Here is a 24,674-nt window from a genome sequence, read left to right on the forward strand (position 1 = left end):
TCTGTTATCTGTTATCGATTCCCCGAACAACTCCGTTTCCTATTTTATTGATATCGTGTCCTGAGGTTTATATGTCGTTGTCTCCATCAGCGCGGGCTGATCTGTTGCTGCTATTCGTCACCATGATTGCGGCGGCGGGTTGGATCTTTTCAAAAGAGGCGCTGCAAGAGATGCCGCCGTTGCTGTTTATCGGCGTACGCTTTTTATTGGCGGGGCTTGTACTGCTGATACCGGCTTTCCGCGGTTGTCAGGCATTATTTAAGCAGGGATTACTGCCGGTGCTGCGTCTGGGCTTATTAATGACAGGCGCCTTGCTGTGTTGGATTATGGGCTTGTATCAAGGTAATCATCTAGGGGAAGGTGCCTTTATCACCAGTCTAGGGGTGGTGTTAGTGCCACTGATGGCTTGGCTTATCTATCGTGAGCGGTCACCGCTGAGTACATGGCTGTCGCTGCCGGTGGCGATCTTCGGCCTTGGGTTGTTATCGCTGGAGGGTGGCACCTCCTTGGCGGCCGGTCAGCTTTGGTTTCTGTGTGCGGCTTTACTGTTTTCGGTTCATTTTGTGCTGGTGTCTCGCATGGCGCTGGTGGTGCCGGCATTAGTTCTGACGGCGATACAGTTGTCGGTGGTTGGCCTAGGGGGCATTCTAGCGTCTGCGCTGGTTGAGTCCTGGCCTGACGAGATCAGTCATACGGCGATAGGCTGGCTGCTGGCCAGCGCCTTTATTGCCACCAGTCTGCGCTTTGCGATTCAAACCTATGCGCAGAGCTTGGCGCCGGCTAGTCATGTGGCCCTGATTATGACCCTAGAGCCGGTTTGGGCGGCGCTATTAGCCGCGATGATCTACGCTGAGGTGATGAGCCCGTTGCAGTTGGGTGGTTGTAGTCTGATCTTTATGGCGATGCTGGCGAGTCGTTGGCGCTGGTTGAAACCATTGTTTCGGTCTTTGCGTAGCCGCAATCGACGTTGAGTGATGAGCAGTCATCGTGGAGAGATAGATAGGGGGTATAGATAGGGGTGTAAACGGCAGGAGCTGTGAGAGGATAATCCAACAGGCTTTCAGTGCTGAAAGCCTGTTGGATCGTCTGGGGTGGTTATGTTGTCTTATACGCCGAGGATCAATCTAACTATTAACCGGCGTTATTGGGGCTGAGGTTTTGCTCTCTGACGAATCAATCTGTGAGATCAACTGTAAGCTGTCCTCTGCAAAACCTGAACCGGCCTCTTTATAGAAGTTAAACACCTTATCAATACCCGAGGCGATCAAAGCCTCCCGGTCATCTTCGAAGCGGGCAATGGCGGCGATCTGTCCGGTGTACCCCGCATTGATGAGCTGTACACTCACATTCCGGCTATCTTCCACTAGCGGCAGTGCCAGCAAGATCAATTTAATCTTAGATGTATCGAAACTGACCCAGAAATCAGCATCTTCGCCATCACCGAAACAGACATTCAGGCCCTTTTGTTGTAGTTGCAAGGCGCGAAAGCGATCAGAGTCGAGTCCGGCGACGCGCTCATCTAAGACATTCTTTAAGGCTTTAAAGGCGCTTTTCCCCACTCGTCCCATACCGATCACCAACACCTCTGCATGGGGTGGCTGATGCACAATGTCAGCCTTCAAGCGCTCTGGGCTCTCATAACGTTTAAGAATGTCTTTATAGCGGATATAGAGCCGATGTGCAGCGGGGTAGATCACGCTGGTCAACACGAAGGATAAGGAGACGGCGAGTGCCAGAATAACCAGCCATTCACGGGTCATCCAGCCGGATTGCACGCTCAGTGCCGCCACGATAAGGCCGAACTCACTAAAGTTGCTGAGGGCTAAAGACGCGAGATAGGCACTACGGCTGCGGAGTTTCAGGCGGGTGAAGAGCGCGAAAAACAGAACGAACTTAATGCTGATCATTAACGCGATTAAGCTCGCGATCGCCAGCATCGACCAGGTAGGCAAGGCGGTAAAGCCAATGGATAAGAAAAAGCCAATCAGGAACAGGTCTTTAAAGCTTAGGAGTGATTTGGTTAGCTCAGAAGCTTTCGGGTGTTGACTCAAGAGGAGGCCAAATACCAGTGCGCCAAGGTCACCCTTTACACCCACCAGATGGAATAGCTCATAACCACCTAGGGCAAAGAAGAAGCCGGTGAGCGGAAGCATCTCGCCGTGACCGGCTTTATCGAGCAGCTTGAAGAGTAGGGGGCGAGCAAAAATCAATGCAAAGAGTAGTAGTGCCCACAATGAGGGTAGCTTACCGGTGGCGGCCACTAAAAACAGTACCGCGACAATATCCTGCATGACCAACACACCGATCGCCAATTGGCCGTGTCGGGATTTCATTTCACCATTTTCTTCCAGTAGCTTAACAATACACACGGTACTGCTGAAGCTGAGAGCAAAGCCTAATAGGGCGGCGGTGATGAGATCGATATCGCTGAAATAGGGGATCGCCATTGCGCCTAAAAGCAGGGAAAAAGAGGCGAAGACAATCATCCACAGTAGCATATGGCTAAGGGTGCTAACCCAGACTTCCCGTCGTAGCAGATCACCGATATGCAGTTTCAAGCCAATGGTGAAGAGCATCAAGGTGATGCCGAGGTCGGCCAATGTGTCTAGGCTATCGGTCGGTTGTACGCCAAGAAAGTGCAGCAGAAAACCGGCGAGCAGAAAACCGATAAGGGGCGGCATACCGATCATCTTGAGTGATAGGCCGCAGAGATAAGCTACTAGAATCCAGATAAAGTCCATGTTTTAAGTATCTGTTATATAAGTGAATTATTTTTTAAAATCTATCCAGCTTCACGGGTCAAATCGTTAACGCTGCCGGTGAGTACTGGTTTAAAAGTCGACGGTAAATAATCTAAGCTAGCTCTGCAAGTTGCACCCTATACAAGAGAATGGCGGTGAACTTGATGCAGCGGTCAAAAGGGTAAAGGTTGGTTTAATAATCGAGTTTCACTGAAACATCAATAGCAGTTTTTGAATCTACAGTAGCTTACTGCGATGCTTGAATACTGAATTCAATCAACTGTTCACCCTGTTCTGATGCGTCTAAATACCAGCCAGATTTATCCCAATCACCCAATACAATACGCTGTTTACCGTCACTGAGTCGATGCACCGCAGGACGGTGTGTATGACCATGAATCAATAACTGGCAATCGTTGTCAGCCATCGCCTGCTCAACCGCCTGCGAGTTAACATCCATGATCTCGGTGCTTTTGTTGGCCGTATGACTTTTACTGGCCATGCGCAACTGTTTCGCCAGTGCGAGGCGTTCCTCGACCGGTTTGGCTAATACCGCCTGTTGCCATTGAGGATCTCTTAGCTGTTGTCGTAGCGCCTGGTATTCATGATCGTCGGTGCATAGTTGATCACCGTGCATCAGCAGGGTTGGACCTGAGGCTAAGGGGATAACAACGGCGTCTTGCAGTAGTTGAGCGCCAGTCAGTTGAGCAAATCGCTCACCGATCAGAAAGTCTCGGTTACCGTGCTGAAAGAATATCTGGCAACCGCTATCCGTCAGCGTTTTTAAGGCATCAATGACGGGCTGTAAATCGTCGGGGATATAATCATCACCGATCCAGGCTTCAAAGAGGTCGCCGAGGATATACAGTTGATCACAGTCTTTTGCGGTGGTGGCCAAGAAATGGAGTAACGCCCGGGTAAGATCCGGGCGTCCGCTATACAGATGAAGATCGGATATAAACAGTATGCGCATTATTTGGCAGTGTCTGCATCCACAACTTCAGCCGAGGTGATGACCACATCTTCGGCAGGAACGTCTTGATGGCCGCCACGGAAAGTCGTAGGGACGGCTTTGATTTTATCAACCACATCGAGACCATCAACGACTTTAGCAAAGACAGCGTAACCCCAGCCCTCAGTGGTTTTTGCCGTATGATCAAGGAAGGTGTTGTCGCTAACATTGATGAAGAACTGGGCAGATGCACTATGAGGGTCCATGGTGCGGGCCATCGCTAAGGTGCCACGCTTATTCTGCAGACCGTTATCGGCTTCGTTTTCGATGTTGCCTTTAGTCTCTTTGCTAGCCATGCCAGGTTCAAAACCGCCGCCTTGAATCATAAAGCCATCGATAACTCGGTGGAAAATAACGCCGTCATAAAAACCATCTTTAACATAGTTTTCGAAGTTTTCTGCTGACTTAGGCGCTTTTTCATAGTCTAGTTCAATGGTGATGTCGCCGAAGTTAGTGTGCAGTACGATCATGCTTGCGATCCCTTTATGTTATCTCGTGAGTATGTGACTAGCGAATCAGTTCGTCTGAAAATGCCGTATTAAGTCAATTCGCCAGATTATACTAAAGAATTAAGATGATAACTAACTGATTAATTTCAGCTAACTTATGGTTGTCTGTAAACCAACTGTCTATAATGTCTTTCTATTTGATTTCAGACGGAAGTTAAGACCCCTCTATGAGTAATCACGACGCCAGCAATGCGGTTATACAGCCCACCAATTTCATTCATCAGATTATCGAACAGGATCAACAGCAGGGGCTAGAGAAGGTAGTCACACGCTTTCCGCCAGAACCTAACGGTTACCTCCATATTGGTCATGCTAAATCGATCTGCTTGAACTTTGGTACCGCCGAGAAATATAACGGTGAGTGTAATCTGCGTTTTGATGATACCAATCCGGGTAAAGAGGATCAGGAATTCGTCGACGCTATTATGGATGATGTGCGCTGGCTTGGTTTTAACTGGGCTGGTGAGGTGCGTTACGCCTCTAACTATTTCGATACGTTTTATGCTTGGGCGCAGCACCTTATTCGTGAGGGCAAAGCCTATGTGTGTGATCTGAGCCCAGAAGAGGCCAGTGAGTATCGCGGTTGGGCTACCGAGCCGGGTAAGAACAGTCCTTTCCGTGAACGCTCAGTCGACGAAAACCTCGACCTGCTAGAACGCATGAAACAGGGCGAGTTCGATGAAGGCAGCCGGGTTTTGCGGGCTAAAATTGATATGACATCGCCCAATATGAACCTGCGGGACCCAATTTTATATCGCATTCGTAAGGCCAGCCATCACCAAACCGGCGACAAGTGGTGTATCTACCCAAGCTATGACTTTGCGCATGGTCAAGAGGATGCTATCGAAGGGGTTACCCACTCTATCTGTACGATGGAGTTTGCCGATCACCGCCCTCTGTATGAATGGTTCATCGAGAACCTGCCGGTGCCGAGTAAGCCGCGCCAGTATGAGTTTGGTCGCCTGAATATCAACTACACGGTAACTAGTAAGCGTAAGCTGAAGCAGTTGGTTGATGAAGGCCATGTGAATGGTTGGGATGATCCACGTATGCCCACCATCCAAGGGATGCGTCGTCGGGGTTACTCACCACAAGCGGTGCGTAATTTCTGTGATAGCTTAGCCGTCGCTAAAACCGATGGTACGGTCGATATGGCGCAGTTCGAGTTCTTTATCCGTGAAGATCTCAATGAAAACGCCGCGCGGGCAATGTGTGTGATGAACCCATTAAAACTGGTCATCACCAACTTCCCTGAAGGCGAAGTCGAGATGCTGAGCGCGCCGGTCCATCCGCAGAAAGAGATGGGGACTCGCACCTTACCGTTCACCCGTGAACTGTATATGGACCGAGGCGACTTCAATGAAGACTCAACCCTCTCACGCAAAAAATTCCGCGTGTTAGTGCCCGGTGACTATATGCGTTTGCGTAGTGCTTACGTGATCAAAGCGGAAGATGTGATTAAAGATGCCGACGGTGAAATCATCGAAGTGCATGCTTCACTTGTGCCTGGCACGGTCGGTGAAAACCCACCGGAAGGTATGAAGCCTCGCGGTGTGATGCATTGGGTATCGGCGACTGAAGGCAAACAAGCTACCGTGCGTATCTATGATCGTCTCTTTAATGTTGAATCACCGGATAAAGGTGAGGGTGACTTCCTAGCGAACATCAATCCTGACTCGTTCAGTGAGATAACCAACTGCTGGGTTGAGCCTGACTTGCTGAATGCGGCACCGGAAACGGGATTTCAGTTTGAACGGGAAGGTTATTTCGTGGCAGATCGCTATGAACACTCGCCTGAACATCCGGTGTTCAACAAAACAATCGGTCTTCGGGATACTTGGAAGAAGTAATCACGGCGATGATTAATTGAAAACGGTCACCTTGAGTGACCGTTTTTTTTGCTTAATTTATGTGTGGCGCCAGTTGAATAATCAGATATAGCAGGCTGTTTGATCGATATTGTGGCGTGTGTGCAGACTTAACCCTAATGATTCGAGATCGGTGTTTTTGAGGATCTCCGCGGCTAAGGGTAAAAAGAACGACTCTTCATATTTGGCGTGGAGTAGGTAGTGATCCGCCATACCGAGCGCTGCATTTTTGTCGAGTTTGGCTGGGTGACCTTTGGCGAGTTTTTTCAGATCGGGCTCAAGGCTTTTCCACTCTTTCTCTAAACTGCGGTGTTCGCCGGTCAGGCGTTTAATCATGAGTGACGCGTTATGGAGTTCATCACCGGGACTGGCGCAATCCATCACAATGTTAAATAGCTCTTGTTCCTCTTCATGGTGATGGTTGAGCACCACTTCATGGTAAAAAGCGACTAAGTTCTTGGCGGTTGTTTGGATGTTGGAGGGTACTGGGTCTGGAATATCGGTTTTACCGAGTTGGCGCAGTTGCTCAAAATGTTGAATGATACTGAGGTGGCATTGGGAAAAATCATCGGTAGGTATAGCAGCAGTCGTGGTCATGGGGTCACCTTAATATGCAAGCCGGGATCGCTCCTAGGTCTAGCAGATAATTGTTATAGGGAAGGGGCCTTGAGTGGCTTATGTTCCATTTTGATCACGGGATTGTAGACTTAGTGTTACAGATAAATAATGACAGCCGTCAATTATGTATCATATATCTGTTTTTAGTGCCGCTATTCCTCGCTATGTCCTAGACAATAAAAAGCCCCGCGAGAGATCTGCGAGGCGTTATCGTTTTCCTGCTACTGAGCGCTAGTGGACTAGCGACAGTGGTGAGTCTTATTCGTTGGTGATGATATCGGTGCTAGTGCCGCTGGCGAGTTGGCCGATCTCTTTGTCGATAAAGAATAACCCTTTACCATCGTCACCAATGATCTCGATCTTATCGAGAATGCCTTTAAAGAGTTTCTCTTCTTCATGTTGTTCAGCAACATACCACTGTAAAAAATTGAAGGTAGAGTAGTCTTGGTTGGTAAAAGCCGTATGAGCAAGGCCATTGATCTCACGGGTGATCAGGCATTCATGTTCATAGACTTTCTCGAACAGGTCTTTAATCGAGTCAAACTCTTCGATGGGTGCCTTGATCGAGCCGATCCGGGCCATTGCGCCGGTCTCGTTAACATAGGTAAATAAACGCTTCATATGCTGCATCTCTTCATCAGCATGCTGAGAGAGAAAGGCGGCACATCCTTCATAGCCCTTTGCTTCAGCCCAAGAACTCATCTGTAAATACATATTGGATGAGTAAAATTCTAGGTTAATCTGATTGTTGAGTTTTTCCAGCATTGAGCTGTTTAGCATGTTGCCTCCACAGTGGGTTTGAGAATAGGGGGAATTGTATCGATAACCAAATATGAGTAGCAAGAGGTATCGATGTGGCACAGTATGAGATCGTTGGATCTACTCTTTGGGGCACTTAGATGGCAACAGGTTTACACAGCCACTTTTTCCCTTCAGATGAGCGAGCACACTTGCTACACACATACTGACTATTACGGGTAATGGCGGCTATCTCATCGAGATGTTTCGAGATGAGTTCGCTTTTAAGTTTACAAAGGCTTTTAGCTTTCAGTGAATTGGCCATCAGCAATACCTGCATCCATATTGATTAAGATAACGTTATACAATATCCCTTTCTTGTTGTAAATGATAATGATTATCAACCATGATTTATTAAAGGTACGTTAACGCATCCGTTGAGTGAACTGTTCGGCACGTCATTCATGATGGAGAGGGATATTTAGGTTGGCTTGCGGCGATTGAAAAGTAATTTCAATCGGATTGTTAATTCTCCTTCGGTTTCCTCTATAATGGCCGATCTATTTTGACTGAATTTCATCTAAGCCAGAGCCATAAGCGAATCCCCATGTTGCAGATCTATAACACCCTGACGAAAGAGAAGGCCCCTTTTAAACCATTGGAAGAGGGTAAGATCAATATGTATGTGTGCGGTATCACCGTATACGATTTCTGTCATATTGGGCATGCGCGCGTGATGGTGTCGTTTGATGTCATTACCCGCTATTTGCGTGCTCGGGGATGGGATGTCACTTACATCCGAAATATTACCGATGTTGACGATAAGATTATTAAACGAGCGGCTGAAAATGGTGAACGCCCTGATCAGCTGACGGAGCGCATGATCGCGGCGATGCATGAAGATGAAGATAAGCTGAGTGTACTTCGACCCGATCAAGAGCCCCGAGCTACCGGTCATATACAAGATATTATTGATATGGTGCAGGTGTTGATTAATAAAGGCTATGCCTATGCTGCTGCCAATGGTGATGTTTATTATCGGGTAGAGAAATTTGCCAATTATGGCCAGCTGACCAATAAGAATATCGATGAGTTGCGCTCGGGTGCCCGCGTTGAGGTGCAAAACAGCAAAGAAAGCCCGCTGGACTTTGTTCTATGGAAAGCGGCGAAAGCCGGTGAGGTTAGCTGGGAGTCACCTTGGGGCGCAGGACGTCCCGGTTGGCATATTGAGTGTTCAGCCATGTCTAAATGCTGCCTCGGTAATACCTTTGATATCCATGGAGGTGGCCCTGATCTACCGTTTCCGCATCATGAGAATGAGATCGCTCAGTCGGAAGCAGCTAACGGTGTTAAGTATGTTAATACCTGGATGCATGCCGGTGCGGTGCGGGTGAATGCCGAGAAGATGTCTAAGTCGTTAGGCAACTTCTTTACCATTCGTGATGTATTGCAAAAATACGATGCTGAGGTGGTCCGTTATTTTCTCTCGTCCGTACACTATCGTAGTTATATTGATTACTCCGAGAGTAGCTTGAAAGAGGCGCGTAGTGCGTTAGAGCGTTTCTATCAAGCACTGAACGGTGTCGATGCTATCGCTGCTGACTTGGATAACGATTACGATGCCCGTTTCTATGACGCAATGGATGATGATTTTAATACGCCTAAGGCTTTGGCGGTATTGTTTGAACTGGTCAATGAGCTGAATTCAGCGAGTCGAGCAGGGGATGACAAAGCACCGGCCTTGGCGGCACAGTTAAAACGACTGGCGGGCATTATCGGTTTGTTACAGCAATCCCCTGAAGCCTTTTTACAGGGTGAGACGAAAGCGGGTGAGATTACTCCTGAGCAGATAGAGCAGCTCATTCAACAGCGGGCCGATGCTAAAAAAGCCAAAGATTTCGCCGCGGCTGATCAAATTCGTGAAGACCTGATCGCTCAGGGCATCATTCTTAAAGATAGCCGTGAAGGAACGACTTGGTTCCGCGAGGGCTAAGCTAGAAATGACGTGCTAAGGCAGCTTTGGGCTGCCTTTTTTATGTGTAAAGGTTATAGGGTAGAGTCAATGAATCAACAGACAACACTGGTTATCTTCTGTAAGCGGCCGCTACATGGTCAGGGCAAGCAGCGGATCGCGGCAACGCTTGGTAAAGATGCCGCCTATCAGGTGGCTTGCGCGTTATTGAATTGCGCCTTAGAAGACTCTCGAAGCTGGCCAGGTCCGGTGGTGCTTTCTCCTAGCTGTGAAGAGGATCGTCAGTGGGCAGAAGATCTACTGTTACGGGATTTTAAAGTGGTACCCCAATGTGATGGAAACCTCGGAGCTAAGCTCAATTACGTCGATCAGATATTGCGTCAGCAGGGTGCGTCGCGGTTACTGTTTATCGGCACCGATGCCCCAGAGCACACGGTGCAGCGCTATGCCGAGCTAGACCAACTGTTGCAGCAGCATGGTATTGTGCTGACCCCCGCGGATGATGGCGGTGTTACTGCGATGGGGGGACGTGTACCTTGGCCAGCGTTGGATAGCTTGCCTTGGAGTACACCGGAATTAGGTGCGCAGTTGTCCGCTGTCTGTGATGACGCGGGTTTTCAGGTTGCTTTCAGTTCCATTGGCTACGATGTTGATACTGAAGCTGACCTAGCACGGTTACGGGATTCATTACTCTATGATGCTCGCCCCGCTAGAGTGCAGCTATTATCATTAATTAATGTGCTATTAGATTGAACTGTAAGGGGTTGATATGGAACTGATTCGAAGCCGAGAATGGTATACAACGGCTGACGGTGCAGAGCGAGGTTATATTCGTCCGCACCTGTTGAAAGAACTCTGGTTTCATACCGGTACGGCGTGTAATCTCAGTTGTGATTTTTGCTTTGAGGGTTCTAGCCCAGGCGATACGCGCCTTGAATTAGTCAAGCTAGCGGATGTGGCCCCCTACATTGATCAGGCGGTCGAGCTGGGTGTCGAACAGTTTTCTTTTACAGGGGGCGAGCCTTTCCTAGCAAAAGATCTGGTTAAAATTCTGCAACAAGCATCCGAACACGTGCCCTGTTTAGTATTAACCAACGGTACCGATGCGTTACAAAAACGTTTGCATCAGTTAGTACCCTTGTTAAATAGCCGCTTTCCGGTGAGCTTTCGTATCAGTATCGACTCTCATATCGAGGCTGAGCATGATGCTGGCCGAGGCGAGGGGATGTTTGACCTCGCAATGAAGGGGATGAAAGCGCTCTACGATATGGGCTTTAATGTGTCTCTGGCACGCCACATGGCTGATGGTGAAGATACGGTTGCGGTTGAACAGCAGTATCGGGCGATCCTAGAAAACTATGGCATTCCTGCGGATACCAAGTTCGTTGCCTTTCCTGATTTTCTGCCGCCGGGCAGTCATGGCCACGGGCCGGATATCACCACCAACTGTATGACCCAGTTTCATACAGAAGAAACCCGCAACAACTTTATGTGCTCGTTTAGCAAAATGATCGTTAAGCAGCGTGGTCGGATGCGCATTTACGCCTGTACGCTGGTGGATGATGATCCTGAATATGATATGGGCAATGATTTAAGGCAGGCGTTAGAGCAGCAGGTGAGTATGAAGCACCACCGTTGTTTTAGTTGCTTTAAGTATGGCTCTTCATGCAGCGAAACTTAATGAGTAGGGCCTTGATTAACCGAGGGTTAATTAAGCGAATCTCGATTAAGTTTATTGTAATTAAGCATCGTCCGTTGGCTAAGAGAATCCGATGAGTTCATCCCCTATCACGGCCGTTATTCCGGTCGGGCCGGCTGAAACCAGTTTGCAGCCGATGCTCCGGCAGTTGGGTTATCTATCGGCAGCACAGAAAATCATCTTTGTGTTCTGTCCTGCTTCAGCGCCGTTGATCACTCAGCTGCCTCAGGACGAGCGGATTATCACGCTAACGGTTGAAGCGGGGCGGGCAGCGCAGATGAATGCCGGCGCGCAACAGGTGACATCCGGTTTCATTTGGTTTGTGCACCTAGATAGCCGCTTTTCAAATACGCAGTGGCAATTGCTCAACCAAAGCCTAAAGCGTGCACCCGACGCATTACACTATTTTAATCTACGGTTTCTCGCGGATGGTCGTGGCCCAATATGGCTTAACAGTCTCGGTGCTAACCTTCGCTCTCGCTGTCTGGGTTTACCCTTTGGGGATCAAGGCTTCTGTCTTTCCGTGGAGCAATTTAACCGCCTCGGTGGTTATCCTATGGATGCCCCTTATGGCGAAGATCATCTATTTGTCTGGCGCGCCCATCATGGGGGTGTAAAATTGGTGAATATCGGTTCGGTACTCACCACCAGTGCGCGTAAATATGCGAGCACCGGCTGGTGCCAGCTGACGTTTCGCTATCAACTCTATTGGCTCAAGCAGGCTTTGCCACAGCTGTGGACCTTGTTAAAGCATAAGTTGTCTTAACGTTGAGTTGAGTACCGACATACTTCATGCTTGATGACACGGATTTTCATTGATGAGTAAATTCTCTACCCTGACGCAATTATTGCGGTTCATGCTGCCTTATCGTCGCTATTGGGTTGGTGCCATGGTCGCACTGCTGTTCACAGCATCGATCACCCTGGCGATTGGACAGGGCGTTCGTTTAGTGATTGATAACGGGTTTGTTGCCGGTTCTGTCTCGCAGTTGAATCAGTCTATTTTATTGCTGGTGGCGATGGCCGTCTTGATGGCCTGCGGTACCTTTATCCGTTTTTATCTGGTGTCATGGCTGGGTGAGCGAGTGACGGCGGATATCCGTCGAGCGGTGTTTGATAATGTCATTAGGCTGCATCCGAGCTTTTTCGAGACCAACCGTAGCGGTGAGATCATGTCGCGGTTGACGACCGATACTACTTTGCTGCAGTCGATTATCGGCAGCTCTTTTTCGATGGCTTTGCGCAGTGCGGTGACGACCTCTGGCGCATTGATTATGCTATTTGTCACCAATATTAAACTGTCACTGATCATAGTGGCGGGCGTCCCGCTGATACTGTTACCGATTCTTATTTTTGGTCGTAAGGTGCGCAAGCTCGCCCGTCAAAGTCAGGATAGCATTGCCGATGTAGGCAGCTACGCGGGGGAAGCGATTCAGCAGATTAAAACCGTTCAGAGTTATACTCAAGAAGCCCATGAGAGTCGGGCGTTTGGTGTTGAAGTCGATAGCGCCTTCCGCGTGGCGCAGCACCGTATCCGTCAGCGGGCGATGTTGATGGCTATGGTGATTCTGCTGGTGTTTGGTGCGCTATCAGGGATGCTCTGGGTGGGCGGCTATGATGTTATCAACGGTACGATGTCTGCCGGTGAGTTAGGTGCCTTTGTGTTTTATGCCCTGATCGTCGCGATGGGTGTTGGCACCTTGTCTGAGGTCTACGGTGAATTGCAGCGAGCGGTGGGTGCGACAGAGCGTTTAATGGAACTGCTTGATGCTGAAAGCGATATAAAATCGCCTGAAGAGAATGCTTTGATGAACAGTGCTTTGGCCAACAATGCTTCGCACCGTGAGGATCAGGCTCTGGATCAACAAGATGCACCGGTGGCCGCCACATTACCCGCTGAGCTGTCTCTCTCTCATGTTTATTTTAACTATCCATCACGGCCAGACCAGCCCGCGCTAGAGGATCTCTCCTTAACATTCAAAGAGGGCGCCATCACCGCGCTGGTGGGGCCATCCGGTGCCGGAAAATCAACGGTGTTTGAACTATTGCTGCGCTTCTATGATCCGCAACAGGGGCAGGTTCGCTTTGCTTCACAGGATTTACGGGAGTTTAATCCTTGGGATCTTCGCCAGCAGATCGCACTCGTCTCGCAGCAGCCGGCTTTATTTACGGCGAATGTGATCGATAATATTCGTTATGGTCGAGAGGATGCGACCGAAGAGGAAGTGATCGCCGCGGCAAAAGCGGCCTATGCCCACGAGTTTATTGAACGTTTGCCGCAGGGCTACCATAGTGATTTAGGTGAGCAGGGTGTGCGTCTGTCGGGCGGGCAAAAGCAGAGGGTCGCGATTGCCCGAGCGATACTGAATGATCGCCGAATTCTCTTGCTGGATGAGGCGACTAGCGCGTTGGATACCGAAAGTGAGCATAAGGTACAGCTTGCCCTTGATACGTTGATGCAGGGGCGCACGACCGTCATTATTGCTCACCGCCTTTCAACTATTTTGCATGCGGATCAAATTGTGGTGATGGAGCAGGGGCGCGTGGTGGACACAGGTACCCATGAATCGTTATTGCAAAGTTCTGACCTGTACGCGCGGTTAGCACAGTTACAGTTTAAACATGATGGACAAACGGCAGTAGAGGCTGTCTGAGCAAAGGCTCAAAGCGGGAGCAACAAGCCAAGCGTCATCGGCTTGTTGCTCGTAGTTCCCTTAAAGGGGCATTTTAAAGGGCTGCTTGAAGGGCTAGTTGCCCATCTCTCGACCGAGCCTATCTAATACAGCAAAGGTTTCATCGCTGGCGCTTTCCATTAACAATATCCCTTTGAGCGACCCTTCAAGGTCATCTTTTAACAGACGTTCCAGTGCTAACAGTCCGCCTTGGTGGACATCGGCATGGGGCTTATCGAGCGAAGCAAAGCTTGGCATCGATTGGTAAGTTTGTGCGCCGTCCCCTTCGTAATACCACTGACCGAGACGGCATTGGGTGTGATCAGATATTTCGCCATGTTCCGGTTCTTTATCCAGCCAATGGCGGTAAACAGTCTGTTTCCAAGCCATATGATCCATTTTAACGGTCTCGAGAAAGCTGGCCATCGCTTCATCGGTGATGGTTTCGTGCATTGAAATAGAGTGATTGATCAAGCGTTCTAAGGAGTCATTGGTTTCTGTGGCGTTTTTGAGCATTGAACTACAGCTTTCCAAGGTTCCCGAGATGCTGCCACGGGTTTCATCCGTGCTGTGATCGATCTGGGAAACCAACTTTTCAATCTCACCACTGGCTTCATTGGCGCGTTTAGCCAGTGCGCGAACCTCGTCCGCCACGACCGCAAAACCGCGCCCCTGTTCGCCGGCTCTGGCGGCTTCAATCGCAGCATTCAACGCGAGTAGGTTTGTTTGTTCCGAAATATTTTTGATACTGCCGACAAATTGGCTGATCTCTTCGGCGACACTGCGAAGTGTTGAAACCTGATGATGAATGATGCTGACCTCGCCATTAACATCGCTAAGGCCGGCTACCAGCTTCTGCATATTGGAGGAGGACTGATCGTAGATCGTTGCGGAGTCTAAAATTTTGTCTCGTTCCGATAGGAGATGATTAGCCATAGAGGCGATCCGCTCGCGAATACAGCTGAGTTTTGAAAACCCCTGAATAGCGCCTCGCATCACATCGAGATCGCTATCTTTTTCGCGGGTGGTTTGGCCTAACTTGGCTTCGAGTGCCGCAATGCGTTCATGTGCCGCACTTAATTGCTGTCGAAGCTGTTCATTATCCAATTCATGCCTGATAACTTCCTGGCGTGATTCAGCCAGTACCCGAGCTCTAACGAACATAAGACCTTACTCTCCTGTGAGGATAAACATAGTCGAAACACGGCTTAAGTCGTTAGACTTTTAGTATTAAAACTAGTTGATAGTTGGACTGAAAAATCGATTTTCACATCTTTTTAAACAGAGGTCAAAGTAGACTTTAAAAGGTAACTAGCTGATAAATATGGATTATATGGATCAAGGTGTTTTGTGTTTGTTAAATAATTGTCATTAAGCTGATGTAGCACAATAAAAAATAGAATCTGTTGTTTAAATCATCGCCTTTTTTTGACGAATGTTCATACCGGTCACCGATATGGGTAACGTTGAGCGCTAATACATGAGCAAATAGAAACAGGTGAGCGAAAGCTCAGCATGAAAAAGTAGCGCGCAAAAAATAAGGCACAAAAAAGGGCGCCGCAGCGCCCTTATCTTGAAACCGGTTCAGTAATTAGAACTGGTTCATGGTGTTATCTTCACCGCCCGCTTTCAGAGCGGCTTCGCCAGCGAAGTATTCTTTGTGATCATCGCCCATATCGGAACCGGCCATGTTCTGGTGTTTAACACAAGCGATACCTTGACGGATCTCTTTGCGCTGTACGCCAGCCACGTAACCCAGCATACCTTGGTCACCGAAGTACTCTTTCGCCAGGTTGTCAGTTGACAGGGCAGCGGTATGGTAAGTCGGCAGAGTGATCAGGTGATGGAAGATACCGGCTTCACGGGCCGCATCGGCCTGGAAGGTACGGATTTTCTCATCGGCAATCGCCGCCAGTTCAGTCTCATCATAATCAACCGACATCAGATCATCACGGTTGTAAGCAGACACATCTTTGCCTTCTTCAGCCATGGCATCGAATACCTGCTGACGGAAGTTCAGTGTCCAGTTGAAAGATGGACTGTTGTTGTAAACCAGTTTCGCGTTAGGGCAAGCTTCACGGATACGGTTAACCATGTTGCCGATCTGGCCAACGTGTGGTTTCTCAGTTTCGATCCACAATAGGTCAGCACCGTTTTGCAACGAGGTGATGCAGTCCAGTACGCAACGATCTTCACCGGTACCCGCACGGAACTGGAACAGGTTAGAAGGCAGACGCTTAGGACGCAGCAACTTGCCGTCACGGTTCAGAATTACATCGCCATTGTTCATATCGGCAGGGGAGATCTCTTCACAATCCAAGAAGCTGTTGTATTGATCACCCAGATCGCCCGGCTTGTTAGTCACGGCAATCTGCTTGGTCAGGCCTGCACCCAAAGAGTCGGTACGGGCAACGATCACACCGTCATCCACACCCAGCTCAAGGAAGGCGTAACGTACAGCGCGGATTTTCGCGAGGAAGTCTTCATGAGGAACGGTTACTTTACCGTCCTGGTGACCACACTGTTTCTCATCTGATACTTGGTTTTCGATCTGGATACAGCAGGCACCCGCTTCGATCATCTGTTTAGCCATCAGGTAAGTCGCTTCAGCGTTACCGAAACCGGCATCGATATCCGCGATGATAGGCACAACGTGAGTAATATGGTTATCAATCTGCTCTTGAGCAGCGGCTTCAGCAGCGCTGTCGCCGGCTTTACGTGCAGCATCGACTTCACGGAACAGGCCGCCGAGTTCACGGGCATCGGCTTGACGTAGGAAGGTGTATAGCTCTTCGATCAGTGAGGCAACAGAGGTTTTCTCGTGCATAGACTGATCCGGCAGAGGACCGAACTCAGAGCGCAGTGCAGCAACCATCCAGCCAGAGAGGTAAAGGTAGCGACGGTCAGTGCTGTTAAAATGTTTCTTGATAGAGATCATCTTCTGCTGGCCGATAAAACCGTGCCAGCAACCTAAAGACTGAGTGTACTGGGAAGTGTCATTATCGTAACGCTCCATGTCTTTACGCATGATAGCGGCAGTGTACTTGGCGATATCCAGTCCGGTTTTGAATTTATTCTGGGCACGCATACGGGCAGCGTATTCAGGGTTGATAGCGTTCCAAGCAGAGCCGTAGGTCTCTTTAAGTGCTGCTACTGTTTCGATATCTTTATTCAGAGTAGACATGGTGTTTCCTTCTCTCTTGTTGGCAGCTATATGGCTGCTCTGTTATTTGGTATGGACGCTATTCTATGTGGGTGATTAACATAAAGGAAATAAATGGTTATTATAGGGAATATTCACAAGATAAATGTAGGAGTCGATCGCATTATCAAGCGATCGATCAAGTAGGATAAGGCGAGTTAGTAATGAACCTTGATAAGATAGATCTTAATCTTTTAGTGTATCTCGATGTCTTGCTACGAGAGCGAAATGTGACGCGCTCGGCGAGCTTGTTAGGTATTACCCAGCCGGCGATGAGTAACGGTTTACGCCGCTTACGGGATACTTTTAACGATCCTCTGCTGGTGAGGACCAGTGAGGGAATGGCGCCTACCGAGCGGGCGCAGGCATTACAGCCCTTGTTGCGTCAAATCCTATCTTCAGTGGGGCAGGTGATCGAGCCAAGCAGCGCCTTTGATGCGCGTTCCAGTGATCGCGTGTTCCGCATTATGACCAGTGATTATGGTGAGTCGACCCTGGTGCCACGGCTCTTAGCGCGGCTCAGCAAGCTGGCCCCTAATATTGTGCTGGATATTATGACCCCCAGCGATATGAGCTTTACCGAGGTGGAACAGGGGTTGGTTGATTTGGTCATTAACCGTTTCGATACGATGCCGCAGGCGTTCCACCAAAAAACCCTCTGGACCGATAGCTTCTCCTGCTTGTTTGCGGTGGATAATCCCATCTCCCATAATTTTTGCCTTGAAACCTACCTTCAGGCGAAGCATGTGTGGGTGAGTAAAACCGGTATGGGGGCGGGTATGGGCATTACGCCGAAAGATATCAAACGTTTAGGCTGGGTCGATGAGGCGTTAGAGCAAGCGGGGCATACGCGGCAAATTACGGTCTTTACCCGTCACTATCAGTCAGCGGTGTTAATGGCGCAACAGAAAGGGTTGATCGTCACCGTCCCGACTCGAGCGGCCACGGTACAGTCGGATAACCCGCGCTTGATGATCAAAAAGCCCCCATTTCATATTCCCGGTTTTGAGTTGAAAATGGCTTGGAGTCCACTGTTGCAACATAACGTTGCCCATCAGTGGTTACGTAATCAGGTAGCTGAAGTGGCACAAACCTAGTCGTTAGCTCGCTGCTGTCATGGATGATGGCGTATTCTCAGAATGAGGCGGCTCAGGGTGTTGGGTGTTTTTTAACGCCATGGTTAGCATGATGCCTACCGCGGTCGATAAACCCGCTAACAGATAGCTAGAGGTGAAGTTGCCGCTTTGTTCGGCAAGGTATCCCGCTATTGAAGGGCCGCCGATCTGGCCGACACCAAAGAAAAAAGTCACATAACCGAATACTTTTCCAGCTTCTGACGGCGGTAGCATATCGCTAATCATCGCCGCGATAATGGCTGGGATGCTGAAGGCGGTTAAGCCGAACAGCATCATCGAGATAAAGAGCGCCGCGTCCCCTAGGTTAAAGGCCACCAAAAGATAAGAGGTGGTTTGAATGCTATACACCGTGATAAGGCCTTTTTTCCGGCCAAAATGATCGGATACCCAGCCAAATAGTACGCCGGACATCACGCTCATAATACCGATTGCCATCCATAATATCCCCGCCTTAGCTTCGCTGAATGCGTATTGCTCAACGAGAGTGGTGACAATAAAGGTGGTGTAAATCACATAGGTAAAACCAAAGACAAAGTAGATCGCGCCGATATGGGCGATGAGCTTAGAGCGTTTGCGGTCGCTGATGTGAGCCTCGGGCGTCCTCTGTTTGTCAGAATTTTCACCAAAGGGTTGGCAGCCGAGATCATTCGGGCTGTTGCGGATAAGCAGGGCAACGATCGCGGCAATCACCGCGATGGTGATGCCAAAGGCTGCCCAACCAATGCGCCAGCCGGTATCACTCCAGTGGCTGTTTAACCAGGGGATCAAGATACCGCTAATCACTATGCCTAGGCCGTTGCCGATAATCATATAACCCGCCGCGCGCCCCCGATATTTTTGCGAAAACCAGTGGGCGATCAGTGTCATGGCGGTAATGTTGGCGGCGGCACTGCCGATGCCGGTGATAAAGTACATCAGGATAATTAAGGATAAGGTGGTGCTTTGGCTGACGGTTAACATACTGACCGCGATAAGCACTAAGCCCGAGACGATGGTGTAACGTTCACCGAAGCGGGTAATCATTTTGCCGCAGAGAAATACCGCTAGCAGGTAGCCAATAAAATTACCGGTACTGATAAAGCCCATTTGGGAATAACTCAGATCGAGACTGTCGCCCATTGAGGGTAACAGCATACCCAAGGCGAAGCGTCCGAGGCCCATGCAGCAGAACAGGGTTAGAATGCCCGAGAAGACGATAATCCAAGCGTAATGAAGGTGGCCCAACAAAGGGCGTGACGTTTGACGTGGCATAGACGGCTCTTTTGTTATCCCGCGTTAACGTGGTTATTGGTAGAGGGCGTTTTAGATGTATGACTAACTAGGGGAAACCCCTTATTGGAGAGATCATAACCTGAGGGACTAGCGTCAGCCAAATAATATTTGCGCGCAGTGGAAACCGAGAACAGCAAAAAGGGCGCCGAAGCGCCCTTTATCTTGAAACCGATTCAGTGATTAGAACTGGTTCATGGTGTTATCTTCACCGCCCGCTTTCAGAGCGGCTTCGCCAGCGAAGTATTCTTTGTGATCATCGCCCATATCGGAACCGGCCATGTTCTGGTGTTTAACACAAGCGATACCTTGACGGATCTCTTTGCGCTGTACGCCAGCCACGTAACCCAGCATACCTTGGTCACCGAAGTACTCTTTCGCCAGATTGTCAGTTGACAGGGCAGCGGTGTGGTAAGTCGGCAGAGTGATCAGGTGATGGAAGATACCGGCTTCACGGGCTGCATCGGCTTGGAAGGTGCGGATTTTCTCATCGGCAATCGCCGCCAGTTCAGTCTCATCATAATCAACCGACATCAGATCATCACGGTTGTAAGCGGATACATCCTTGCCTTCTTCAGCCATGGCATCGAATACCTGCTGACGGAAGTTCAGAGTCCAGTTGAAAGATGGGCTGTTGTTGTAAACCAGTTTTGCGTTAGGGCAAGCTTCACGGATACGGTTAACCATGTTGCCGATCTGGCCAACGTGTGGTTTCTCAGTTTCGATCCACAATAGGTCAGCACCGTTTTGCAGCGAGGTGATGCAGTCCAGTACGCAACGATCTTCACCGGTACCCGCACGGAACTGGAACAGGTTAGAAGGTAGACGCTTAGGACGCAGCAACTTGCCGTCACGGTTCAGAATCACATCGCCATTGTTCATGTCGGCAGGGGAGATCTCTTCACAGTCCAAGAAGCTGTTGTATTGATCACCCAGATCGCCCGGCTTGTTAGTCACAGCGATCTGCTTGGTCAGGCCAGCACCCAAAGAGTCGGTACGGGCAACGATCACACCGTCATCCACGCCCAGCTCAAGGAAGGCGTAACGTACAGCGCGGATCTTCGCGAGGAAGTCTTCATGAGGAACGGTTACTTTGCCGTCCTGGTGACCACACTGTTTCTCATCTGATACTTGGTTTTCGATCTGGATACAGCAGGCACCTGCTTCGATCATCTGTTTAGCCATAAGGTAAGTCGCTTCAGCGTTACCGAAACCGGCATCGATATCCGCGATGATAGGCACAACGTGAGTAATATGGTTATCAATCTGTTCTTGAGCAGCGGCTTCAGCAGCGCTATCGCCGGCTTTACGTGCAGCATCGACTTCACGGAACAGGCCACCGAGTTCACGGGCATCGGCTTGACGTAGGAAGGTGTATAGCTCTTCGATCAGTGATGCAACCGAGGTTTTCTCGTGCATAGATTGATCGGGCAGAGGGCCGAACTCAGAGCGCAGTGCAGCAACCATCCAACCAGACAGGTAAAGGTAGCGACGATCAGTGCTGTTAAAATGTTTCTTGATAGAGATCATCTTCTGCTGGCCGATAAAACCGTGCCAGCAACCTAAAGACTGAGTGTACTGGGAAGTGTCATTATCGTAACGCTCCATGTCTTTACGCATGATAGCGGCAGTGTACTTGGCGATATCCAGTCCGGTTTTGAATTTATTCTGGGCACGCATACGGGCAGCGTATTCAGGGTTGATAGCGTTCCAGGCAGAGCCGTAGGTCTCTTTAAGGGCCGCTACTGTTTCGATATCTTTATTCAGGCTAGACATGGTGAATCCTTCTGTTGGTAGCTCTCTATCCAGGTGTTGTATATATGTTCTCTGGAGAGAAGCGGTTTACATCTTGATGCGTCAGCAATGGTCGAAGTGTCTGACACCTCATGGAGAACTTATGATGCGGTCTTTATCGAGGAGGGTCAAAGGCTTTTTGTGCACAGCAGCAAAGGTGTAGCTTTACTACATTATCAATCGCTTAAATGCTGTAGTTAAACTACATGGCCGTAGGCTTGTTGCAATGCAGCAGCGCTAGGGATAGCAAGGGATTGAGTCGTTATAGCCTAAAGTCTAGCGACTTCTGTATAGCGGGATGATGAGTGTTTTTACAGACAGAGATGGTTATAAATAGGTATGGTTTATATAACAAAAAGATATATTTATCTATTCACTACAAACTGGGTTGAAACATCGAAATCATTGATCTAGCACAGAAAAATCACATTTTTGCTGCTGACTAATGCAAAAAAAAGACCTGCGTTGAGGTCTTTTTTGTATCAGAGAGATAACAGAGTCTTTGCTGGATTATTCTGTATACAAGGATCCCTGATTATAAAGGTCGGCCAGCAATTGTAGTTGTTGGTCGCTCCATTCACCTTGGCTGATGACGATGGTCGGTGTTTGGCAAAGGCTAGTGGCTAGGGTGCAGCTGCTACCAGAGACTTTAAAGCAGTTACCATCGGCATAGAGCTGCACCTGATCTTCACCAGTGACGCTGTAGGAGAACCGGCTGCCTTCGTTGCGGATAAAGCACAGATCGCCTGTCTGTAGCGCTGCTCTGATCTCCTCGATGGTCGCAGGCTGTTCTGGGCTCTGATCCAGCTCAGGGTATTTAGGGTCGGTGACAAACTTACCTAACCATTCACCAAGACGGGCATCATCCTGCAGATAATCGGTAAAGATTGCGCGGATTTTTTCAAGAGCTTCGGGGCGGATCTCACCAGGATTGTCTTGCAAGCTTAGGTCGGGATCGGTATAGCGTGATTCCGACGTTAGAGTTTCACCGATAAAGTCGGTGAAGTTACGCATGACCTCTGCATGGGATGGCGCTCTAAAACCGACCGAGTAGGTCATGCAGTCATCGGATTCACCGATACCGTTATGGCCAACCTGAGGTGGAATGTAGAGCATATCGCCGGGTTCCAGCACCCAGTTAAATTCTGGGTCCCAGTCGGTCATGATCATTACCGGTGTATTGGGCCGGCGGGGTGAGTTCTGATCAAAAAAGCCACCGACTTCCCAGCGGCGTTGGCCTTGGGTCTGAATTAGGAACACATCATAGTTATCGTAATGGGGGCCAACACCGCCACCTTGGCTGGCAAAACTGACCATCAGGTCGTCATAACGCCAGTTGGGAATAAAACGGAACTGTTCGACTATCTCGCTTGCCTCGGGCACCCAGTGATCGACCGCTTGAACCAGCAGTGTCCAGTGGCTTTCAGGTAGCTCAGCGAAGGTGGCGTCATCAAAGGGGCCATGTTTGATCTCCCAATGATTATTATCGGGGCTCTGAATCACTAAGCGAGATTCAACATCGTCTTCTAGGGATAAGCCCGCGAGTTCGTCTGCCCCCACCGGTACTTCAATATCAGGAAAAGCATTGCGAACCAGTAACGGCTTTTTCTGCCAATAATCACGCAGAAACTCTTCGATGGAAATATCGCCGAAAGGTGAATCACTCATTGGTCAGATCCTTTATCCTGTTGCTTTTCAGTCGGTGTGGCCGATAGTTTATCCACGGTCTCGTCAATGGAGGCGAGAATACCGCGTAACATGTTGAGTTCAGTTCGTTCTGGCCGAGAACGATTAAAGTAACGGCGTAATTTATCCAGTACCTTCCCCTGATGTTGAGGGATGATAAAGCGGGTTTTATGCAGCGCGCTTTCAAGGTGCTCATAAAAGCGTTCCATATCCTGGGTGAGAGGATAGGGCTCTTCTTGCGGGATAAAATCATTCTTCAGATGGGCCTGCCAGATCTCATAACACACCAACTGAATCGCGGCGGAGACGTTCAACACCGGATAATCAGGGTTGGCGGGAATGTAGACATGGTAATTACATTTCTGCAGCTCTGAATTATGCAGCCCCATGGTCTCGCGACCAAAAATGATGGCCACTTTTCCCTGTTGTGCTTCACCAACAACCTTACGAGCGCAGTCATGGGCATCGAAAATAGGTAGGTCGAAGGTGCGGTTGCGGGCGCTGGTACCGATCACCAGCTGGCAATCGCTGATCGCTTCATCGAGGGTATCAACAACGACAGCGCTATCGAGGAGATCTTTTGCACCGGCGGCGCGGGCATCGGCTTCCTCGTCGGGATAGATGCGGGGCTCCACCAAATAGAGCTGGCTTAAGCCCATATTTTTCATTGCCCTCGCGGCGGCACCAATGTTGCCAGGGTGAAAGGTGTTAATCAGTACGATGCGTATGTTGTTCAGCATAAAATCTTCGTTATTCGTGTCAGGCGCCTAATCTTAATGCGTTACCCGCTGACAGTTATTGTTTCAGGTCAGAGTTGTTGTCTCTCTGGATTATTTTCGACCGTGGTTCAGCTTACGGAGAAACTGTTTAATATCCCAGACAAACCGTTCACGATGCCACAGTTGTGGCGAGTGGTCGGCGTTTTCATAAATATGCAGTTCCGACTGAGGGATATTATCCCTAACGTATTCGGCGACGGCTTTCGCATAGAACTGACTTTCATCGCCATAGATTAACAGGGCGGGAACACTGATCTGTGGCAATACGTCGCGGTAGTCGGCGGCGGTCAGGCTTTCCCAGCACTGCACTAAGGGTTCGGCATCTAAGCTTTGAAGGTGTTCGCGCATCTGCTGAAAACCACGGGAGTTGCGTGTGTAGTTGTCATAGGATTTGCGGTTGTAACCGTGGGCGACCAGTTGCAGCAGGCCTTCGGCGAAATCTTGGCGCAGTAGTTTAATGAGCGCTTGGTTTGCCTGATGGTCAAAATTGCCATAAATACCGTTTTGCCACTGCTCATCGGTCACCAGTTTAGGTGATTGATCGATAATCCCAACGCCAGCTAAACGATCGCAACCAAAGTCACGAATATATTGCCATAGCGTGAGGGCACCCATGGAATGCCCGATCAACATTAGGTTATTAAGATCGTGGTGTTCGATGAGTTGTTGTAGATCGGCTGCCATGGTTTGCACATCAGAAGGAGAGCCTGCCGGCAGTTGATGATCACCATGCCCGCGGGCATCCCAGCAGATCACTTCGTGCTCGTCGGCCAGTTCGGCGGCGAAGGGAAGCCAATCTTTTGCGCTAGCGCTCCAGCCATGTAAAAACATAACCGGGCTGCCTTTGCCCAACCGGAGGTAATGAATATCAGTTCCATCTTTAGCTGTTATTTTTTCCATAAATCAACCAGTTGAGCGCTTTAATTAAAGTAATAAATAAGATTGGATTACGACAAAGCAATAAAAAAGCAGAGCGCTA

Annotated in this window: 21 protein-coding genes and 1 pseudogene; 8 read left to right on the top strand and 14 right to left on the bottom strand. The window is 49.3% G+C overall.

Features of this window, described 5'->3' with window-relative positions; all coding sequences use genetic code 11:
* Positions 1-71 precede the first annotated feature (71 nt).
* A complete protein-coding gene (locus EH243_RS01665) occupies positions 72-971 on the top strand; it encodes a DMT family transporter (protein ID WP_126156891.1) in 900 nt (299 codons plus the stop codon).
* A gap of 153 nt (positions 972-1,124) precedes the next feature.
* Here the strand turns inward: EH243_RS01665 and EH243_RS01670 are convergent, their stop codons facing one another.
* The 3 genes from EH243_RS01670 to EH243_RS01680 all read right to left on the bottom strand — a co-directional run bounded on the left by EH243_RS01670 (position 1,125) and on the right by EH243_RS01680 (position 4,223).
* A complete protein-coding gene (locus EH243_RS01670) occupies positions 1,125-2,741 on the bottom strand; it encodes a cation:proton antiporter domain-containing protein (protein ID WP_126156892.1) in 1,617 nt (538 codons plus the stop codon).
* Positions 2,742-2,988: 247 nt separating this feature from the next.
* Positions 2,989-3,714, bottom strand: a complete 726-nt coding sequence (locus EH243_RS01675) for a UDP-2,3-diacylglucosamine diphosphatase (protein ID WP_126156893.1) — start codon at positions 3,712-3,714, stop codon at positions 2,989-2,991.
* Complete coding sequence (locus EH243_RS01680) at positions 3,714-4,223, bottom strand: peptidylprolyl isomerase (protein ID WP_126156894.1); 510 nt, start codon at positions 4,221-4,223, stop codon at positions 3,714-3,716. Before EH243_RS01680 ends, EH243_RS01675 begins: the two co-directional genes overlap by 1 nt.
* A 206-nt stretch (positions 4,224-4,429) precedes the next feature.
* On the opposite strand from EH243_RS01680, the gene EH243_RS01685 reads away from it, so the two are divergent.
* The gene (locus tag EH243_RS01685; RefSeq protein WP_126156895.1) at positions 4,430-6,112 is read left to right on the top strand and encodes a glutamine--tRNA ligase/YqeY domain fusion protein; all 1,683 of its coding nucleotides are present in this window, start codon (positions 4,430-4,432) and stop codon (positions 6,110-6,112) included.
* Positions 6,113-6,193: 81 nt separating this feature from the next.
* On the opposite strand, the gene EH243_RS01690 is transcribed toward EH243_RS01685, so the two are convergent.
* The 3 genes from EH243_RS01690 to EH243_RS18500 form a co-directional block, all read right to left on the bottom strand.
* The gene (locus EH243_RS01690) at positions 6,194-6,727 is read right to left on the bottom strand and encodes a hemerythrin domain-containing protein (RefSeq protein WP_126156896.1); all 534 of its coding nucleotides are present in this window, start codon (positions 6,725-6,727) and stop codon (positions 6,194-6,196) included.
* Positions 6,728-7,006: 279 nt separating this feature from the next.
* Positions 7,007-7,528, bottom strand: coding sequence for a non-heme ferritin (ftnA, locus tag EH243_RS01695; RefSeq protein ID WP_126156897.1), 522 nt, complete (start codon positions 7,526-7,528; stop codon positions 7,007-7,009).
* A 115-nt stretch (positions 7,529-7,643) separates the two neighbouring features.
* Positions 7,644-7,811 (bottom strand): hypothetical protein, encoded by a 168-nt coding sequence (locus tag EH243_RS18500; RefSeq protein ID WP_164549018.1) that lies wholly within the window; start codon positions 7,809-7,811, stop codon positions 7,644-7,646.
* Positions 7,812-8,093: 282 nt separating this feature from the next.
* Here EH243_RS18500 and cysS point away from each other — a divergent pair, with 282 nt between their 5' ends.
* From cysS to EH243_RS01720, 5 genes are all read left to right on the top strand, one after another.
* The gene (cysS, locus tag EH243_RS01700) at positions 8,094-9,479 is read left to right on the top strand and encodes a cysteine--tRNA ligase (protein ID WP_126156898.1); all 1,386 of its coding nucleotides are present in this window, start codon (positions 8,094-8,096) and stop codon (positions 9,477-9,479) included.
* A 69-nt stretch (positions 9,480-9,548) separates the two neighbouring features.
* Positions 9,549-10,211, top strand: coding sequence for a TIGR04282 family arsenosugar biosynthesis glycosyltransferase (locus EH243_RS01705; RefSeq protein ID WP_126156899.1), 663 nt, complete (start codon positions 9,549-9,551; stop codon positions 10,209-10,211).
* A gap of 16 nt (positions 10,212-10,227) precedes the next feature.
* The gene (locus tag EH243_RS01710; protein WP_126156900.1) at positions 10,228-11,139 is read left to right on the top strand and encodes a radical SAM protein; all 912 of its coding nucleotides are present in this window, start codon (positions 10,228-10,230) and stop codon (positions 11,137-11,139) included.
* A 91-nt stretch (positions 11,140-11,230) separates the two neighbouring features.
* Positions 11,231-11,923, top strand: a complete 693-nt coding sequence (locus EH243_RS01715) for a glycosyltransferase family protein (RefSeq protein WP_126156901.1) — start codon at positions 11,231-11,233, stop codon at positions 11,921-11,923.
* 52 nt (positions 11,924-11,975) lie between these two features.
* Positions 11,976-13,811, top strand: coding sequence for an ABC transporter transmembrane domain-containing protein (locus EH243_RS01720; RefSeq protein WP_126156902.1), 1,836 nt, complete (start codon positions 11,976-11,978; stop codon positions 13,809-13,811).
* A gap of 93 nt (positions 13,812-13,904) precedes the next feature.
* On the opposite strand, the gene EH243_RS18840 is transcribed toward EH243_RS01720, so the two are convergent.
* From EH243_RS18840 to EH243_RS01730, 3 genes and pseudogenes are all read right to left on the bottom strand, one after another.
* The gene (locus EH243_RS18840) at positions 13,905-14,282 is read right to left on the bottom strand and encodes a CZB domain-containing protein (protein WP_420897528.1); all 378 of its coding nucleotides are present in this window, start codon (positions 14,280-14,282) and stop codon (positions 13,905-13,907) included.
* A 24-nt stretch (positions 14,283-14,306) separates the two neighbouring features.
* Positions 14,307-14,993 (bottom strand): annotated as a pseudogene (locus EH243_RS18845) (methyl-accepting chemotaxis protein); the annotation flags it as partial.
* Between the two features lie 427 nt (positions 14,994-15,420).
* Positions 15,421-17,013 carry an isocitrate lyase gene (locus EH243_RS01730; protein ID WP_126156904.1) on the bottom strand — a complete coding sequence of 531 codons (1,593 nt, stop codon included), beginning with the start codon at positions 17,011-17,013 and terminating at the stop codon, positions 15,421-15,423.
* Between the two features lie 182 nt (positions 17,014-17,195).
* Here EH243_RS01730 and EH243_RS01735 point away from each other — a divergent pair, with 182 nt between their 5' ends.
* The gene (locus tag EH243_RS01735) at positions 17,196-18,128 is read left to right on the top strand and encodes a LysR family transcriptional regulator (RefSeq protein WP_126156905.1); all 933 of its coding nucleotides are present in this window, start codon (positions 17,196-17,198) and stop codon (positions 18,126-18,128) included.
* Between the two features lie 3 nt (positions 18,129-18,131).
* Here EH243_RS01735 and EH243_RS01740 read toward each other — a convergent pair whose 3' ends face one another.
* From EH243_RS01740 to EH243_RS01760, 5 genes are all read right to left on the bottom strand, one after another.
* On the bottom strand, positions 18,132-19,418 hold the full coding sequence (locus EH243_RS01740) for a YbfB/YjiJ family MFS transporter (RefSeq protein WP_126156906.1): 1,287 nt from the start codon (positions 19,416-19,418) through the stop codon (positions 18,132-18,134).
* 201 nt (positions 19,419-19,619) lie between these two features.
* The gene (locus EH243_RS01745) at positions 19,620-21,212 is read right to left on the bottom strand and encodes an isocitrate lyase (RefSeq protein WP_126156907.1); all 1,593 of its coding nucleotides are present in this window, start codon (positions 21,210-21,212) and stop codon (positions 19,620-19,622) included.
* 528 nt (positions 21,213-21,740) lie between these two features.
* Positions 21,741-22,898 (bottom strand): ribosomal protein uL16 3-hydroxylase, encoded by a 1,158-nt coding sequence (locus EH243_RS01750; protein WP_126156908.1) that lies wholly within the window; start codon positions 22,896-22,898, stop codon positions 21,741-21,743.
* Complete coding sequence (trmJ, locus tag EH243_RS01755) at positions 22,895-23,656, bottom strand: tRNA (cytosine(32)/uridine(32)-2'-O)-methyltransferase TrmJ (protein WP_126156909.1); 762 nt, start codon at positions 23,654-23,656, stop codon at positions 22,895-22,897. Before trmJ ends, EH243_RS01750 begins: the two co-directional genes overlap by 4 nt.
* Before the next feature lie 90 nt (positions 23,657-23,746).
* Entirely contained in the window at positions 23,747-24,595 is an 849-nt protein-coding gene (locus EH243_RS01760) for an alpha/beta fold hydrolase (RefSeq protein ID WP_126156910.1), read from the bottom strand.
* Between the last annotated feature and the right edge of the window lie 79 nt (positions 24,596-24,674).

Source organism: Amphritea opalescens, assembly GCF_003957515.1.
Lineage (GTDB): Bacteria > Pseudomonadota > Gammaproteobacteria > Pseudomonadales > Balneatricaceae > Amphritea > Amphritea opalescens.